Source organism: Microbacterium awajiense, assembly GCF_039536545.1.
Lineage (GTDB): Bacteria > Actinomycetota > Actinomycetes > Actinomycetales > Microbacteriaceae > Microbacterium > Microbacterium awajiense.
Genome location: NZ_BAAAYU010000001.1, coordinates 1,089,142 through 1,104,186, shown reverse-complemented (window position 1 = coordinate 1,104,186; position 15,045 = coordinate 1,089,142). Strand labels below are relative to the sequence as shown.

Annotated in this window: 20 protein-coding genes and 1 tRNA gene; 7 read left to right on the top strand and 14 right to left on the bottom strand. The window is 66.9% G+C overall.

Features of this window, described 5'->3' with window-relative positions:
- Positions 1 to 95: 95 nt before the first annotated feature.
- Positions 96 to 728 carry a DNA alkylation repair protein gene (locus tag ABD663_RS05540; protein WP_344736889.1) on the bottom strand — a complete coding sequence of 211 codons (633 nt, stop codon included), beginning with the start codon at positions 726 to 728 and terminating at the stop codon, positions 96 to 98.
- A 192-nt stretch (positions 729 to 920) separates the two neighbouring features.
- Between ABD663_RS05540 and ABD663_RS05535 the strand changes: the two genes are divergently transcribed.
- Positions 921 to 1,148 (top strand): DUF2283 domain-containing protein, encoded by a 228-nt coding sequence (locus ABD663_RS05535; RefSeq protein ID WP_344736888.1) that lies wholly within the window; start codon positions 921 to 923, stop codon positions 1,146 to 1,148.
- Between the two features lie 132 nt (positions 1,149 to 1,280).
- On the opposite strand, the gene ABD663_RS05530 is transcribed toward ABD663_RS05535, so the two are convergent.
- Complete coding sequence (locus ABD663_RS05530) at positions 1,281 to 1,637, bottom strand: hypothetical protein (protein WP_344736887.1); 357 nt, start codon at positions 1,635 to 1,637, stop codon at positions 1,281 to 1,283.
- 989 nt (positions 1,638 to 2,626) lie between these two features.
- Between ABD663_RS05530 and ABD663_RS05525 the strand changes: the two genes are divergently transcribed.
- From ABD663_RS05525 to ABD663_RS05515, 3 genes are all read left to right on the top strand, one after another.
- Positions 2,627 to 2,797 (top strand): single stranded DNA-binding domain-containing protein, encoded by a 171-nt coding sequence (locus ABD663_RS05525; protein ID WP_344736886.1) that lies wholly within the window; start codon positions 2,627 to 2,629, stop codon positions 2,795 to 2,797.
- Positions 2,798 to 2,862: 65 nt separating this feature from the next.
- On the top strand, positions 2,863 to 3,270 hold the full coding sequence (locus tag ABD663_RS05520; RefSeq protein WP_344736885.1) for a DUF2255 family protein: 408 nt from the start codon (positions 2,863 to 2,865) through the stop codon (positions 3,268 to 3,270).
- On the top strand, positions 3,267 to 3,536 hold the full coding sequence (locus ABD663_RS05515; protein WP_344736884.1) for a hypothetical protein: 270 nt from the start codon (positions 3,267 to 3,269) through the stop codon (positions 3,534 to 3,536). The genes ABD663_RS05520 and ABD663_RS05515 overlap by 4 nt, the downstream gene beginning before the upstream one ends.
- Positions 3,537 to 3,553: 17 nt before the next feature.
- Here the strand turns inward: ABD663_RS05515 and ABD663_RS05510 are convergent, their stop codons facing one another.
- From ABD663_RS05510 to ABD663_RS05490, 5 genes are all read right to left on the bottom strand, one after another.
- Positions 3,554 to 3,691: a hypothetical protein gene (locus ABD663_RS05510; protein WP_344736883.1), complete on the bottom strand. Its 138-nt coding sequence runs from the start codon at positions 3,689 to 3,691 to the stop codon at positions 3,554 to 3,556.
- Positions 3,692 to 3,700: 9 nt separating this feature from the next.
- Positions 3,701 to 3,883, bottom strand: a complete 183-nt coding sequence (locus ABD663_RS05505; protein WP_344736882.1) for a hypothetical protein — start codon at positions 3,881 to 3,883, stop codon at positions 3,701 to 3,703.
- A gap of 244 nt (positions 3,884 to 4,127) precedes the next feature.
- The gene (locus ABD663_RS05500; RefSeq protein ID WP_344736881.1) at positions 4,128 to 4,430 is read right to left on the bottom strand and encodes a putative quinol monooxygenase; all 303 of its coding nucleotides are present in this window, start codon (positions 4,428 to 4,430) and stop codon (positions 4,128 to 4,130) included.
- Between the two features lie 52 nt (positions 4,431 to 4,482).
- Positions 4,483 to 5,043, bottom strand: a complete 561-nt coding sequence (locus ABD663_RS05495; RefSeq protein WP_344736880.1) for a GNAT family N-acetyltransferase — start codon at positions 5,041 to 5,043, stop codon at positions 4,483 to 4,485.
- 128 nt (positions 5,044 to 5,171) lie between these two features.
- Positions 5,172 to 5,660 (bottom strand): MarR family winged helix-turn-helix transcriptional regulator, encoded by a 489-nt coding sequence (locus ABD663_RS05490; protein ID WP_344736879.1) that lies wholly within the window; start codon positions 5,658 to 5,660, stop codon positions 5,172 to 5,174.
- Positions 5,661 to 5,682: 22 nt separating this feature from the next.
- Between ABD663_RS05490 and ABD663_RS05485 the strand changes: the two genes are divergently transcribed.
- The gene (locus tag ABD663_RS05485; RefSeq protein ID WP_344736878.1) at positions 5,683 to 6,087 is read left to right on the top strand and encodes a nuclear transport factor 2 family protein; all 405 of its coding nucleotides are present in this window, start codon (positions 5,683 to 5,685) and stop codon (positions 6,085 to 6,087) included.
- A gap of 56 nt (positions 6,088 to 6,143) precedes the next feature.
- On the opposite strand, the gene ABD663_RS05480 is transcribed toward ABD663_RS05485, so the two are convergent.
- Both ABD663_RS05480 and ABD663_RS05475 read right to left on the bottom strand, forming a co-directional pair.
- Positions 6,144 to 7,055 carry a hypothetical protein gene (locus tag ABD663_RS05480; protein ID WP_344736877.1) on the bottom strand — a complete coding sequence of 304 codons (912 nt, stop codon included), beginning with the start codon at positions 7,053 to 7,055 and terminating at the stop codon, positions 6,144 to 6,146.
- Between the two features lie 160 nt (positions 7,056 to 7,215).
- The gene (locus ABD663_RS05475; protein WP_344736876.1) at positions 7,216 to 10,707 is read right to left on the bottom strand and encodes an Ig-like domain-containing protein; all 3,492 of its coding nucleotides are present in this window, start codon (positions 10,705 to 10,707) and stop codon (positions 7,216 to 7,218) included.
- A gap of 754 nt (positions 10,708 to 11,461) precedes the next feature.
- Here ABD663_RS05475 and ABD663_RS05470 point away from each other — a divergent pair.
- Positions 11,462 to 11,665, top strand: a complete 204-nt coding sequence (locus ABD663_RS05470; RefSeq protein ID WP_344736946.1) for a cold-shock protein — start codon at positions 11,462 to 11,464, stop codon at positions 11,663 to 11,665.
- 199 nt (positions 11,666 to 11,864) lie between these two features.
- On the top strand, positions 11,865 to 12,944 hold the full coding sequence (locus tag ABD663_RS05465; protein ID WP_344736875.1) for a fatty acid desaturase family protein: 1,080 nt from the start codon (positions 11,865 to 11,867) through the stop codon (positions 12,942 to 12,944).
- Between the two features lie 16 nt (positions 12,945 to 12,960).
- Here the strand turns inward: ABD663_RS05465 and ABD663_RS05460 are convergent, their stop codons facing one another.
- The 5 genes from ABD663_RS05460 to ABD663_RS05440 form a co-directional block, all read right to left on the bottom strand.
- The gene (locus ABD663_RS05460; protein WP_344736874.1) at positions 12,961 to 13,647 is read right to left on the bottom strand and encodes a cation diffusion facilitator family transporter; all 687 of its coding nucleotides are present in this window, start codon (positions 13,645 to 13,647) and stop codon (positions 12,961 to 12,963) included.
- Positions 13,644 to 13,961, bottom strand: a complete 318-nt coding sequence (locus tag ABD663_RS05455) for an ArsR/SmtB family transcription factor (protein WP_344736873.1) — start codon at positions 13,959 to 13,961, stop codon at positions 13,644 to 13,646. The genes ABD663_RS05460 and ABD663_RS05455 overlap by 4 nt, the downstream gene beginning before the upstream one ends.
- Before the next feature lie 71 nt (positions 13,962 to 14,032).
- Positions 14,033 to 14,104 (bottom strand) — tRNA-Arg (locus ABD663_RS05450).
- A gap of 90 nt (positions 14,105 to 14,194) precedes the next feature.
- On the bottom strand, positions 14,195 to 14,479 hold the full coding sequence (locus ABD663_RS05445; protein ID WP_344736872.1) for a Fe-S cluster assembly protein HesB: 285 nt from the start codon (positions 14,477 to 14,479) through the stop codon (positions 14,195 to 14,197).
- Between the two features lie 136 nt (positions 14,480 to 14,615).
- A complete protein-coding gene (locus ABD663_RS05440; RefSeq protein ID WP_344736870.1) occupies positions 14,616 to 14,966 on the bottom strand; it encodes a histone-like nucleoid-structuring protein Lsr2 in 351 nt (116 codons plus the stop codon).
- Positions 14,967 to 15,045 lie beyond the last annotated feature (79 nt).

Sequence of the window (15,045 nt, the reverse complement as noted above, 5' to 3'; positions counted from 1 at the left end):
GCAGCACCAGAGCGATACCTCCGGCACCTCCTCGACTGACGTCGCCATCGACGCCCGCAAAAGGACCGATGCGAACGGGTCGTGTTGCCCCAGACTTACCCGAGCGCGGTCATCGCTGTCCGACGGGCGTGCGCGCTGAGGTCATCGCCGCGGGTACCCAGGAAGTCAGACAGCACGTCCCGATCTCTTCGACCGATCTCACGGAGCGCGACGCCGACGTTGGTCTGTACGAGGTGCTCCGGGTCGTCAGCCAGCAGGTGGCACAACTCGAGTGGGTCAGAGAGATCGCCCGAGCGGATAATCCAGAACGCCGCGGTGATCGCGGTCCTACGATGCCAACGGTTCTCGGAACGGGCGAGTGTGAACAGAACGTCGCGGGGCCGATCCAACAGATACCACCCGATGACGCGAGGAGCGGCCCGATCGATGTAGTCCCACGTGTCGATGTAGTCAAGGTTCCGCATCCACGCCTCGAACAACGCCGACCGATCGGCGCCCTTTGCACGCGCCTTGAAGTCGAGAATGCTCACCCCGACCATCTTCACCTCGTAGACATCGGAACGAAGCAACTCTTCGACCTCAGCCAACGGCATGCTCGCGTTCTGTTTCGCGATGTCAAAGACCGTGCCCATCCGCACGCCGATGACGTCGGTCACCTCGTCGGTCATCCGGGCGCGAATCTTCTCCGATTCAACGGCCGACGAAGCAGCCTCCAACGCCGCGACCACACGATCCCGACTCGCCCCCACGACGCCCCTCCAACCTGAAACTCACATCCACCATGCCTGAAGATCTCGTCCGGCCGCATCACCGCGCTTGCGAGCCGGCATGATCGCCTCTCGCACGTCTTCGCCGCACCCACGAGCGCCGCTCGCAGGCGGACCGGCTATTGCGACGCGGCAAGTCGGTAGCTTTGTCTTATGTCCGAGCGCAGATTCACCATCGACCACGCGGCGGACGCCGCCTACTTTCCGATCGCAACGTCGATCGGCGAAGGTGAGTCCGTCGAGAACCTGATCGTCGAACGCCCGCAGGGGACGCTTGTGTTGGACTTCGACGGCGGCGGTCGCTTGCTCGGAGTCGAGGTACTCGGAGCAAAGGCACTTCTGACGGCGGAGACTATCCGGGACGCCGAGGTGCTCGCGTAGCGATCCTGGTCGATCCGCGAGGATACTGGACGCGATCGACCGCTGGCCGGGCGCACCGCAACGTGTTCCGATCGCGCCGCCGCGATGGCATTGGACACAACACCCAAGGGCACTCGGCTACCCGTGGAGGTGCTAGTAGTCAGGCATCTCATAAAATGGCAACGAATTGCACCCGGCCTCGATCATGTCCATGCGCTGGTCGGCCCTTGAGTCGGTTCCAAAAAGTTCATCGAGATACTCGAAGGTGGGTCTCGCGGCGATCGAGTCGCACTTCGCAACAGCGTCGGCGTGGCCACCGTAGATGAAGATCGCAGTTATCACCGCCGCGAGTCCCGCGATCCACATCCCAGGCGCCACACCGCGCTCTTTGTGAACTACTTGCTGTTGAACACCAAGCAATAGGAGCGCTGGTGGAACAAATAACGTCCCCGCCAGGAATAGCGGTCCGATGGTCGCCGCCAGCGCGATATAGAAGGGCACGTTCCGCATCAATGCTCCTCTCGACCGCGATGGGTCAAGAATCCTCCTCGCTTCGGCGATATGGCAAGTGCTTCGCCTTTCTGACTTGCTGCCGCGGCGGCCCGCGGCCATTTGCGCGTACGCGGTCAGCAGCGAAACGAATAGTGTCCACCGCACGCGTAGTTAGCGGGGGATCATTCGCCGCGGGAGGGCGCCACGGATGACTCGTAAGGGACAACCATTCGGAATCACATGGTGGGATCGGGTTGTAGACAACTGGGTGGATCCGAGAACATAATGCGCTGGAAGAAGCCCGGGACGCTCTCCGGGCTTGAGTCCGCCTGCAGGGGAGACGCCCATGTCCAGCGATCTAAACAATGTCCTTGCGAATCTGTTGGCTACGCAGCAGGCCGCCCGAGAAAACCAACGCGCAGTCTCCAACGCTGTCAACACATCGCTTGCAGGCGGGCTCGCTGGTGCGGCAGGAATCGCCAACTCGCTTGACGCGCTAGGACGGAGCGCCCTGCCTCCGGCCGTCCCCGACCCGCTCGGCAACGGTGCGATCAATCAAGCTCTCATCGCGCTCACCCAGGCGCAACTGGACTCAACGAACAGGAACGAGCACATCGCGAACGCAGTCAGCGGCGGCGTCGCGGCGGGGGCGGGAGGAATGGCGGCAGTGGCCGCCGGGCTGCGCCAACTCCAACATCCTGTAGCGAAGTCGGACTCCTTCATGGATCGCGTTCGTTCAGCAGCCGGGCTACCGCCCTCCTACGGCTTGGTTACGTCACCGGGCGACTATCCCTCGACAGCTGTTCAACACGTGTGCCCATCGTGTGGCGGGACGGGCAGAGTCAGCTACTAGGCGGCGTCGTGGCGATCCCAACTGCAGGTAGATGCGCCGGCACCGTTTCCGACTCCAGACCGATAGGGGATCCGATCCGATCCGATCCGAGTCTGCCTTGCCGGAAGTGATCGCTGTGCGATCGGGCTGCCGCCTTCTTGCGTACCCTCTGATCATGAGCGGGACTGGATTCAAGCCCGGAGACGATGTCTTCACTCCTGACGCACGCGGCACAGTCATCGACGTCCGCACCACTCCCTCGGGGAAGTGGGTGTTCGGAGTCGAGGACACAAACGGCGGGGTGACTTACTACACCGAGCGCGCGCTGAGACACGCGCAGAACTGATCGCCCTCACTCGCAGTGTACGGAGGATCCGCCACCGCCCGCCGTGCCCGCGCGAAGATGGATGTGTGCTCCATGAATGGACGTCCGACCAGCTTCGCCACCTCGCCGACGCGCGCGAGCTGCACATCTCCGCGCCACGCGCAGGCAGGATGCCACGCACGTGGGTGCCGATCTGGGTGGTCGTGGTCGACGACCGCGTGTTCGTCCGCACCTGGTATCGACGCGACACCGGCTGGTACGGCCGGGCTGTCGCCTCGGGCCAGGCATGGATCCGCGTCGCCGGCGACCCGGTCCGCGCGCAGGTGACCGTCATCGGCTCGCGAGACTCGGATGCCGTCGACGCGGCCTACCGGTCGAAGTACGGCGCCGCGGCGGCATCCTCGATGGTCACGGACGAGGCGGCGGCATCCACGCTCCTCCTCACCCCCGCGAGCGATCCCGACACCTCTGGCACCGTTACGCTCGACCCGTGAACGAACGCCGCAGCTCGACCACCGCCTGGGTGACGACGGGAGTCGTGGTCGTCTCCGGCCTCGTCGTTCTCGTCATCGGCCTGCTCACCCCGGTGACGTTCGGCTGGTTCGCGTATCAGCCGCTCGCGGAGGCCACCTTCGTCCCGGGCGGCAGCGGCGTGTACCTCTCGCGCATCGCGATCATCGGATGGGTGCTGCTGACGATCGGGCTGCTCGCGGCGGCCTTCCTCGCCGGCCGGCGATCCTCACGCAGACAACACGACTGAGTCGAGCGTCGCTGCCGCTACATCGGCTCGGTCGTGCGCACGAGCCCGCAGTTCACGCACGACCACGCGACGAGGAATCGGTCGTCGTCGAGGATCTCGAACCGCAGTCGATCGCCGCAGGTCGGACACGCCCAGGGGTCGACCGCTCGTTCCACGGTCCCAGGCTAGACAACGCCTGAGGTACCCGGGCCCCCGTCGTCGAGATGGCGGTCGAGCAGCCTCCGCACGGTCGTCATCGAGCGCGATGTCGCGCGCCCGCCGGTCAGCCGCTCGACGGTGGGCGTCGCGTTGCTCTCGCGCTCGCGATCGTTCAGCGTGACGACCCAGCCCTCGCCGGCATCCAGCATCCGGCAGCGTCGACGCGCCGCCTCGCGCACCGCAGCCTCATCCCCGACGGCGATCGCTCCACCACCGTGCAGCGTCGCCTCTCGCCGTGAGACAGAGAGCTGGTCTGAGGGCGACGCCGCAGTTCGTCGGTCTGGTCGCGGGGCACGGCTGAGCGTCGCAGTCGGGCATCGTCGAGAATGCGAGGCGGGATCGGTCAGCTCCCTGCCTCGGTCTGCAACACGACCGGTTGCACGCCGTGCGGATTCAGTCCCGGAGCGGCGAGCCTGCCACCTCGAAGTGGAATCCCCCGAAGGCGCCAGACAGGAGCGGGCGTGCTTCGGCGATGGCTTCTGCGACCTCCGGGAGCGCAAGCGATGCCTCATGGGCAGCGGCGTCCTTCCAGAGCTCGACGACGAACACGGTGTCGGGTTCAGCATCGTTCGTGCCCACCTCGTACGCGATGCAGCCGACCTCGGAAAGAACACTGCTCCTTCGTGTCAAGCGAGCGACGAGCTCGTCGCGCTTGCCCGTGACCGCGCCAAGGGTTCCGACGTTCGCGAAGACCATGCGACGAACCTACAGTCGGCGTCCGACAGGCGCCCGGGTCGCGGCGGCTCGGTCACAGCTCGCGTCGCATCAGCCAGCGCTCGGCGCCGCCCGAATGGGCATCGGTCGCCTGAACCCGGACGAAGCCGTGGGCCTCGAACAGGCGAACCGTCCCCACATAGCCGGAAATCAGATCCACTCGTCCGTCGATATCGACCGGATACCCCTCGACGATCGTCGCGCCGCCTGAGCGCGCATGATCGACCGCCCCATCCAGCAGGTCGTGCATCAGCCCGCGCTTGCGGAAACCGGCCCGGACGACGAAACAGACGATGGACCACGGGTCGCGGTCCTCGTCGAGATGCGGGATCGTACGGGAGTTCATGAGCCGTCGGTAGGTGGACTTCGGAGCCACCGAGCACCAGCCCGCGATCTGGTCGTCGACATAGACGAGCACCCCTGGGCCAGGCTTCGTCGCGCACTCGGCGCGCATGTGATCGATGCGCTCCGGCGTCGCCAGCCGCGCGTCGCGGTACGACATGCACACGCACCCGCCGGCGCCCGGTTTGCGCGGCACCATGAAGGTCGCGAAGTCGTCCCAGCGACCCGTCGCGGGCAGCACCTGAACGGACATGGACACACCCTAATCGGCGCCACCGCAGACGCGCGATGACCGACCGGCTTGCGAACGGCACCGATACCCTCGACCCATGGCCGAACGCGGCACGTCGACAGGCCGCTGGACCGTTGCCGTCGCCGTGCTCACGCGGAAGGATCGGTGCGTTCGGGGTCCGGGTCGGGTGCAGAACGCTCAGCAATGCGGTCGCCCAGTCCGAGTTCGGCGAGCAGTGCTGTGATCACCGCGCGCGCTCCGTCGACCTCGCGCCCGTCGACGCTTCGGGCCAACCGTGCTTCCAACTGCGAGCGGATCTCGCGCGCGGTTGTGATGGAGGCGCGACCGCGGTCGGTCAGTCGGACGACCCTGCGACGTGCATCGCCGGGGTCGGTTCCCGTGTCGACGTAGCCGAGGTTCGCGAGTTCACGCACCGTCTTGGACATCGCCTGCTGCGAGACGCTCAGCGATCGACCGAGCTCGGTGATCGACTGAGGACCGACGAGCAGCCGCTGGAACACATAGCCGTGCCGCACGCGCAGTCCCTCGAATCCGCGCGACCGAAGCTGCTCGCGCACATGGCCGTCCAAAGCGCCGCCCGCGAGCGAGAGGTACGACAAGAGATCGACGTGGATCATATGCACAACTATAGTTGTGCATATGACGACTGAATCCTCCGCAACCGACGTCGCAGCTGTCGTTCGCCGTTACTTCGCCGTCGTCGGCGACCTCGGGTCCACCGAAGAACAGCTGCGGGCGATCCTCGATCCGCGTGCGGTCTTCCGGGAGCTCCCCAACCCGATCGCGCCGGCCGGGCACACGCGCGACCTCGAGCAGACCGTCTCCGGGTTCCTCGCTGGAAAGTCCAGACTGACCGACCAGCGGATCGACATCCATGAGCTTCTCGTGTCGGGGGAGCGCATCGCGGTGCGATCCACCTGGCGCGGAGTCATCGGGGAGACCGAGATCGTCGCGCACATGGCGGGATTCGTCACGGTGCGTGACGGGCGCGTCGTCGCCCACGACACCTACGACTGCTACGAGCCGTTCACGCTCCCCGACTGACCGCGTTCGTCGCTCGGCGCGTCAGTGCTTCTCTCGAACAACGCGATGACCGTCGACTACGGCTCCGAACGCTCGACGTGGTCGCGGACGGATCCCTCGAGGTCGGCCGCGTCGCGGATCGGCGTCGACTTCGGGTAGCTGGTTGTGAGGAAGTGCTGCGCGTACGGGAAGCACGCGACCTCGAAGGGCTCGTCGGCGATGAATCCCGCGCCGAACGTGTTGTGGACGACCTCGACCGCGTCGACCGGGATCCGCAGCGCCTGCGCCATCTCGCCGGGATCGAAGACGAGCCCGAACGGCTCGGACTCGTCGTAGCCGAGGCGCCCACCGTAGTCGACGCTGAGGTTCCCCTCGATCCACAGGCGCTGGTCGAGGGAGGTCGGGATGCCTGCCGGCACGGACGCGGTGACCTCGAGCCGGTTCTCGCGCTCGGCGCTGCGCACGTCGACGAGCACGTCACCCGTGTGCGCGGTCGTGATCATCGCGCGGCTCGTCGTCGCGGCCGAGAACCCCTGGCCGGGGTCGTAGTTGATCGTGTTCGACTCGTAGTCGCAGATCACCCAGGTGAGCATGCCGGTGCGCACGTTCTCGGCGATGACGTACAGCTCGACGCGGGTGCCCCAGAACACCGAGGCGTGCACCGAGAAGGCACCCACGATCGCGCAGAATCGGGGTTCTTCGTCGGCGAACATCGCGGTGGGCACGAGGCGGTAGCCGGGCGGAAGCAGCCGATTCGCGGCATCCGTGTCTGTGATCTCGTAGGCGAGGAACAGCGCGTACGGCTCGACGACGAAGCCCATGTACTCCTCGCCGCGCGCGTGTGCGACGATCCAGCGCTGCACGCGCAGCGGCATGCGCGCCAGCATCTCGGCCCGCGAGTAGAGCGCCGCGACGGCCTTGGGGGTGACGCGACGCTCGGTCTCGCCGATGAAGCGGCGCAGGAGCGACGACGAGATGAGCGTGGCCATGATCGAAGGCTAGGTCGGCGTCAGCGCGCATGTCGGCTCTTGCCACGCGAGCGATCGTCAGCTAGCCGGATGCCGCGACCCGCCCGAACACCGAATGCCCGACCACGCCGAAAGGGGGGCCGGCGAGCATGCGCTCACCGGCCCCCTCACGTGCGGTCCGCTACGGGCGTACCGAGCCCGAGCCCGGCAGCACCTTGACGGCGACCGCATCCGACGTGGTCGTCTGACCCGACGAGTCGGTCACCACCGCGGTCAGCTGCACCGTAGTCGCCTTGCGAACAGTGTCGGCCGTCCACGAGAAGGTGTACGGCGAGCTCGTGCTCGTGCTCACCACTTCGCCGTCGACCAGGAACGACACCGACGAGATCGCGAAGTCGTCCGTCGCGCGCACGACCAGGTCGAGCACGTCGCCGTTCTTGACCTTCGCGCCCACGCCCGGGTTGACCACCGCGGCCGTCGGTGCCGCATCCGCGACCTCGCCGACACCCGTGGGGGCGTCCGCCGACTCGGTCACGACGACACCATCCGCGTCGACGAGGTCGACAGCGGTCGTGTTGCCGGTGATGCGGCTGTTCTCGACGAAGCCGTCGAACCCGTTGGTGTAGCGCACGCCCACCTCGGAGCCGCTTCCGGTCACGACGGTTCCGGTCACGTACCCGTGCTGGCGCAGCCCGGAGCGCTCGTCGTTCTCGGGAGCGCCGTCGGTTCCGCGACCGCCGTCGAACAGGATGCCGCCGGCCTGGTAGCCGGTCACCACGCTGTTCGCGATCGTCAGCTCGGTCTCGACCGTGGCCGGTCCCGTGCCCTGCAGATGGCCCGCCTTCACGACGCCCCACCCGTGCGGGTTCGCCTCGGAGGCGACGAGCGGTCCGACGACGGTCTCGGAGATGCGACCGGCCGCGTTGAAGAAGGCGATGCCCGCTTCGGCTGCCACGCTGCCCGAGGTGACGGTCACGCCCGAGATCTCGACGAACAGCTCGTTCGTGTCGGTCGACCCGAGCGACTGCCGCGAGACGGTGATGACGTTTCCGCCGCCGTCACGCAGGTAGGGCGTGCTGCCGGCGAGGGTTTCAAGTTCCTGCGACGGCATGATCGTCACCTTGTCGGCCCCGGCGCCCTTGATCTTCAGCGCTTTGCTGATCGTCAGGCCGTTGAGCGCGCCGTCGGCGACGGGGACTCGCGAGCTGTTCACCGGGGTGGACTGCTCCTCGTAGACGCCTTCGCAGACCACGATGGTGTCCCACGGCGACGCGTGGTCCACAGCATCCTGGATGCTGGTGAAGTTCGCGTTCGAGCACTGCGCGAGGTCGTCGTCGACGACCCACGTGGTGTTCGCGGCCGTGTCTCCCACCGTGTCGGGCAGCGTGAGCTGTCCGGGCGTGATGTCGGTCTGCATGAGGAACGCCAGCGGGTCGGGACCCGATGACGGCGCGCCGTAGCCCGCTCCCTGATCGACGGCGGTGCCGTCCGACAGGATGAGCGGCGCCTTGGTGGCCGCCTCCTGGAACCGCACGTCGGCGACCTGGATCGATCCCGACGCGGGGGTTCCCTCGACGCCGAAGCGCAGTTCGAGCTTCGCCAGCGACGAGACGTCGATGCCCTGCGTCTGGAACTCCTTCAGCGGCACGCGGATCTGCTCGAGCACGATGTGCGTGTGGCGGGTCTTGTCACCCGTCGACATGTGCAGCGCATTGCCCCAGCGCGGGTCGCCGGCGTTGACCGACGCCTCCTTGCCCTTGGTGTCGGTCAGGACGATCTTGAAGTCCTGCGTCGACGCCGCCGGGTCGAACATCACGGGGCTGATCGGCTGGTCCGACTCGCGCGAGACGTATCCGGGGTTGCGCGGGTCGAAGAAGTTCACGTCGGCGCTCAGGGCCAGGGCCTTGAGGTCGCTGACGTCCTTCGACGCATCCGGAATCTGGGCGGTCAGCGTCGCTTCGGCGCCGTCCTCCCAGGCCAGCGCGAGCTGGCGACCGTACGAGTGGTTGATCGGCGCGTTCTCACGCGTGCCGTTCTGACCGCCGACCTCATCGGGGTTGGGCAGCGGGCACTGCTTGGCCGCCGTCGGCAGACCCGAGATGCCGAGCACGCCCGGGCTGAACTGATCGGGTTCGGGGTTGCACCAGTCGAACCCGGTCGCAGGCTCAGGACGCGGGGTCACGCCGCCGTTGTCGGGGTAGGGGTTCGCGAACCCTTCACCGACCAGGGCGCCGCCCAGAGCGTTGAGCGTGAGCGGGTTCTCGACCTCGGGCCGGATCACGTCGATGCGCTCGGACGACGGTGCGAAGTACGTCGTCGAGACGCGGTCGGCGCAGTCGATCGCGGTGTCGCCCTCGGTGATGTCGGGGCACGCGCTCTCGGGAACCTGGTAGTGGTTCGCGGTGGTCGACAGCTCGCCCGTCATGTATGGCTCGAACGCGCCCTCGCCACCGACGTAGCGGCGGAAGAACGAGGCCATGGTGGCCAGACCCAGCTTCTCCTGCGAGCCCATGAGCTCGGGGTCGGCCGAGATCTTGGTGTTCACGAGGGGGTTGTACGTGTCGCTGTTGTCGATGACGTACGACGCGGGGTCGTAGCTCGCGGCGCCGCTCAGCCGGTGGTTCGTCGGCTGCACGTTGCTGTCGTTGCTCGGACGCGAGTCACCGCACGCGGCGTCGTTCGAGTTGGTGCCGTCCTGACCGTCGGCGAACCAGACCGAGTTGTACCAGTTGTGGTTCGCACCCAGGTGCGAGACCTGGATCGACGGGAACGGGTTGTCGCCGTTGATGTACTGGCTGCGCTCGAAGAAGCGCGCACCCTGCAGGTTCGAGACGTCGCCATCGCACCACGGGAGGATCGTCATGTACGGCACGCCGTACGGGGCCTTGCGCTCGTAGTCGACGGGCGCGAGCGAGATCACGCCGCGCAGGGGGTAGCGGGGCCCGTCGGTGCGGATGCGGTTGTAGTCGATGAAGCTCGACACCGCGTCGCCGCCGCGCGAGTGGCCCATGAGACCGATGCGTGACATGTCGAGCTTGCCGGCGAGGGTGTCGCCGATCGTGGTGTGGTCGTCGAGGGCGAGCCCACCCGGCTCGTTGGCCGCGGTGAGGGCGTCCAGTGTGCCGGCGATCAGCATCCGGCGCTGGTGCATGCCCTTGCCGCTGGTGCCGTCCTGGCGCATCATCATCTGGTCCTGCGAGACCGAGAAGACGGTGTAGCCCCACGTGGCGAGGTTCTCACCGAGGTAGGCGTAGCCCGCCTCGTTGCGCTTGAACTCGTCACAGGTGAGGTCCGTGCGGTTGGTGCCCGAGTCGCACGAGCCGTGGTTGCCGTGCACCAGCACGATCACCGGCGAGGGGACGCTCCGGTCGGCGGGGTAGTACAGGGCGCCGCGGATCTCGATCGACTCGGGAGCGGCGCTCCCGCCCGCATCGGGCGCGTTGCCCGACGAGTTCGGCTCCTGGATGTCGACCAGGCCGAGCTTGGTCTCCTGGATCGTCGCCGGTGTGAGCGGGCCGCGATCCATGGGGTCGGGGAGTTTGTCGACGTCGACGGTCGGCGCAGCGGCGACCGGCGCGGGGGCTGCAGCTGCCGGCGCGACCGGAAGCAACAGGGCGATGACTATGGGAATCGGTGCGAGCGCACGCAAGCGCGCAGAGACGGATCGTCTCACGGGGTCCTCGTTTCTCATGTGTGATCGGGTCAGGACCCCAATGGGCTTCTTCTACAGGGACTCCCCACTGCTCCCATAGGAGACCCAGAGGGCTCCCACAGGCGAACGTAGGGATGGCACGTTTCACCGGTGTGCACCACGGGGTTTCGGGGAGGTTTCATTTGAGATCTTCTGAAGCTCGGAGGGCTTCGTTTGCGCGCTGCTCCTCCGCCGTCGCGCGCCTGGCGCACCGGAGACGCGCGATCAGATTCGCGTGCTAGACTCGGTGCGCCCACTCGGGTTCACTCGCGTCGAATTTCCTCTGCCTCATCGTGGAGTCGCAGAACGCCAGACGCCCGACCGTCACACGAACGGTTCACCTCCCATCACTTACATCGCGCTCAGCGCATCGTCCGCGTCACCCGCGACGCGGCGGTCCGCGCGCGCATCCGCGAAAGACCACATGATCAGCACTACTCCCGTCCCGGGCTCCGCGCTCGACTGGCGGCAGGCCGACGACGACGTGTACGTCGCCACGACCGCCGGCGAGTACGCCGGCTTCGTCGGCGTGACCGCCTCGGGCTTCGAAGCCCACAGCGCCATCGGCGCCGACCTCGGCGTCCACCCGACGCGCGAACTCGCGTTCGACGCCGTCGACGTGGCATCCCACTTCGCCAAGGCCTCCCGGCCTGCGCGTTCCCTCCGTCCGTCCCGTACCTTTCGGGGCGGCGCACCCGGCCGCTCACGCGGCCCCAGCACAAGAAGGAAAGACACGATGGCCACTGGCACCGTGAAATGGTTCAACTCCGAGAAGGGCTACGGCTTCATCGCTCCCGATGACGGCGGCGCCGACCTGTTCGCGCACTTCAGCGCGATCACCGGCGACGGCTTCAAGGACCTGCGCGAGACGCAGAAGGTGGAATTCGACGCCGAGCGCGGCCCCAAGGGCATGCAGGCAGCGAACATCCGTCCGCTCTGAGCTTCCCGCCGGCCGGGTGGCGGCATTCGCCGTCGCCCGGCTGGCGACCCGCTGGGAGTCTGACGACATTCCCGCCCCGTCATACGTGCTCCCGTAGTGTGGGCATCAGCGATAGGCAACCGCCTCTGGCTTTCACGGCCACAGCGGTCACCATCGAAAAGCGGGTTACTTCATCTCTTCCACCGCACTGCAGTCTCGGATGGGACCCATCCGTCAGACATATGCCGGCCCCAAAGACTTCCCGCCCGTCGCCCGCGCGTACACCGAGCTGTCACAGGTCGTCCGCGAGACAGGGCTCATGCGCCGTGCGCCATGGTTCTATGCTTTCGTCGGCGTTCTCATCGCGCTCGGCTTCGGCGGGGCGATCACCGGGTTCATCCTCTTCGGCCAGAGCTGGTATCAGCTGCTGATCGCGGCTGCGCTCGGCATCCTCTTCACCCAGGTCGCCTTCCTCGCGCATGAGGCCGGACACCGACAGATCCTCAGTTCCGGTCCGGCCAACGATCGCCTCGCCCGACTGCTGGGCAACGGCGTCGTCGGCATGAGCTTCTCGTGGTGGGCGAACAAGCACACCCGTCACCACGCCAACCCCAACCGGGTCGGCAAGGATCCCGACATCGCCATCGACACGATCTCGTTCGTCGAAGAGGATGCCGCGACCGCCCGTGGCCTGCGGCGGTTCATCACCCTGCGGCAGGGGTGGCTGTTCTTCCCCCTGCTGACGCTCGAAGGGTTGAATCTGCACGTGCTCGCCTTCCGACACCTGTTCTCGCGCGAGCCGGTCAAGGGTCGCTACATCGAGCTGGGGCTGCTCGCGGCCCGCTTCGCACTCATCTGGACGCCGGTCTTCCTCTTTCTGCCCCTGGGCATGGCATTCGCCTTCATCGGTGTGCAGCTCGCGGTCTTCGGCGTGTACATGGGTGCGTCGTTCGCCCCGAACCACAAGGGGATGCCGGTCATCGCGCCGGATGCGAAACTCGACTTCTTCAGCAAGCAGGTTCGCACGTCGCGCAACGTCGGCGGCGGCTGGTGGGCGACGTGGCTCATGGGCGGGCTCAACTACCAGGTCGAGCACCACCTGTTTCCGAGCATGGCGCGCCCTCACCTCGCCCGCACCCGCGAGATCGTGATGGAGCAGTGCCGCACCCTCGGTGTTCCGTACACCGAGACGTCGCTGTGGAAGTCGTACGCGATCGTCATCGACTATCTCAACCGCGTGGGTCTCGCCGCGCGCGATCCGTTCGACTGCCCCGTCGAGGCGACCTACCGCCGAGCCTGAGATCGATCGAGCGGCATCAGTCGTGGTCGTGGTCGTGGTCGTGGTCGTGCTCGTGGGCGTCGCCGTCTTCGATGAGCATTCCGACTGAGGTGGCGCACGCGTCGCCGCGCCATGCCTCGATGCCCTCGCGGATGGCGAAGACGGCGATCACGAGTCCGGCGAGTGCGTCGGCCCACCACCAGCCGAACAGGCTGTTGAGCACGAGCCCGATGAGGACGGCCGCCGACAGATAGGTGCAGATCAACGTCTGCTTCGAGTCGGCGACGGCCGTCGCCGAGCCGAGTTCGCGGCCGGCACGCCGTTCGGCGTACGACAGGAACGGCATGATGATCACGCTCAGCGCGGTGATGGCGATCCCGAGCGGGCTGTGCTCGACCTCAACCCGTGCCAGCAACGAGACCGCCGACGTGGTGATGACATACGCGGCGAGGGCGAAGAACGCGACCGCGATCACCCGCAGGGTGGGGCGCTCCCAGCGATGCGGATCGCGGCGGGTGAACTGCCATGCGACCGCGGCCGCCGAGAGCACCTCGATCGTGGAATCGAGGCCGAACGCGATGAGGGCGCCCGAGGACGCGATCGTGCCGGCCGTGATCGCGACGATCGCCTCGACGACGTTGTAGCCGATGGTCGCGGCCACGATCCACCGGATGCGACGGTGGAGCGTGGCGACTCGCTCGAGGTTCACCGATTCCGTGGTCATGCGCACCGGCAGCCGTCTTCGTCGCAGCAGGAGGGATCGACGAGCAGCACGACCTGCAGCAACTCGTTCAATGCCGGCGCCAGATGCGGGTCGGCCAGTCGGTACGACGACCGGCGTCCGTCGGGTATCGCCTCGACGAGCCCGCAGCCCCGCAGGCACGCGAGCTGGTTCGACATCACCTGACGTGAGACCCCCAGGCTGTCGGCGAGGTCGGAGGGATACGCCTGCGCATCGCGAAGCGCCAGCAGGATGCCGACCCTCGTCGCATCCGACAGTGCGTGTCCGAACCGGGCCAACGCGCGGGAGTGTGTCATCGTCGCAGTCACCCCCGCGACGATACAGGATCCGCTGAATCAACGAAAGCGTGTACTCACCCGGGTCTCTGCGCCCCTGGAGGGACTCGAACCCCCAACCGTTTCCTTAGGACGGAACTGCTCTTCCATTGAGCTACAGAGGCTGGCCAGCCCAGTCTATCCAGGCGCACCGGGGCGTCACGCAGGCGCACGGCCCGACGCCGAAGCGCCGGGCCGTGCGGAGTCCTGCGGAATCAAGCCGCCTGGGTACCCAGCGCGAAACGCACCGAGCCGTCCTGGGACATCTCGGCGTCGAGGACGCGGTCATCGAGTGCCGTCGCCGCCGACTCGTCGAGGAACACCTTGGCGCCGTCGGTGACGACGACGGTGTCCTGCGGCTCGGGGGCGGGAGCGACGCTCAGCTCGTACCCGGTCTCGGCACCCGCGTCGCGGATGCGCACGCCGCCGTCGGAGGCCTGCGGGACCTTCGACACGATCGTCTTGACGGCCTCTGCCGCGGTCTCGGTCATGGTGAGCATAGGTGCGTTCCTTCCCGTAGCGGTCATCGGATCGGCCACGATTCCGAGAATCCGGCGGGCATGCAACCGTGTCGCGTCCAGAGGGCGCCATTCACACGGGATACGGAGGTTCAGCGCCGGCGCCAGGGCAGCGGCGTCAGTGCGCTGCCTCATAGGCTTCGAGAACGGATGCCGGAATACGCCCTCGTTCCGACACCTTGTAGCCGTTCTCGTTGGCCCATTCGCGGACTCCGCTGTAGTCCTGCTGTCCTGATCGACGGCGCTTGCGCGGTGCCGACGACCCACCCGACGACCGGGATGATGAGATCGTGCGACCCGCCGACACGTACGGCGCAAGAGCGTCGCGCAAGGCGGCGGCGTTGGCATCCGTGAGATCGATTTCGTACGCGGTGCCGTCGAGCGAGAACAGGACGGTTTCGCCCGCGCCGATCTCGAGAATTGTTCCGTCGAGATCGTCGACGAGTTGATGCACGATTCTGCGAGCCATATCGCCACAGTACGCCGAATTGTCGCATCCGGATATTGCACGTATCCGGATGCGACAATTCGGGCGATGTGTGCTCTTT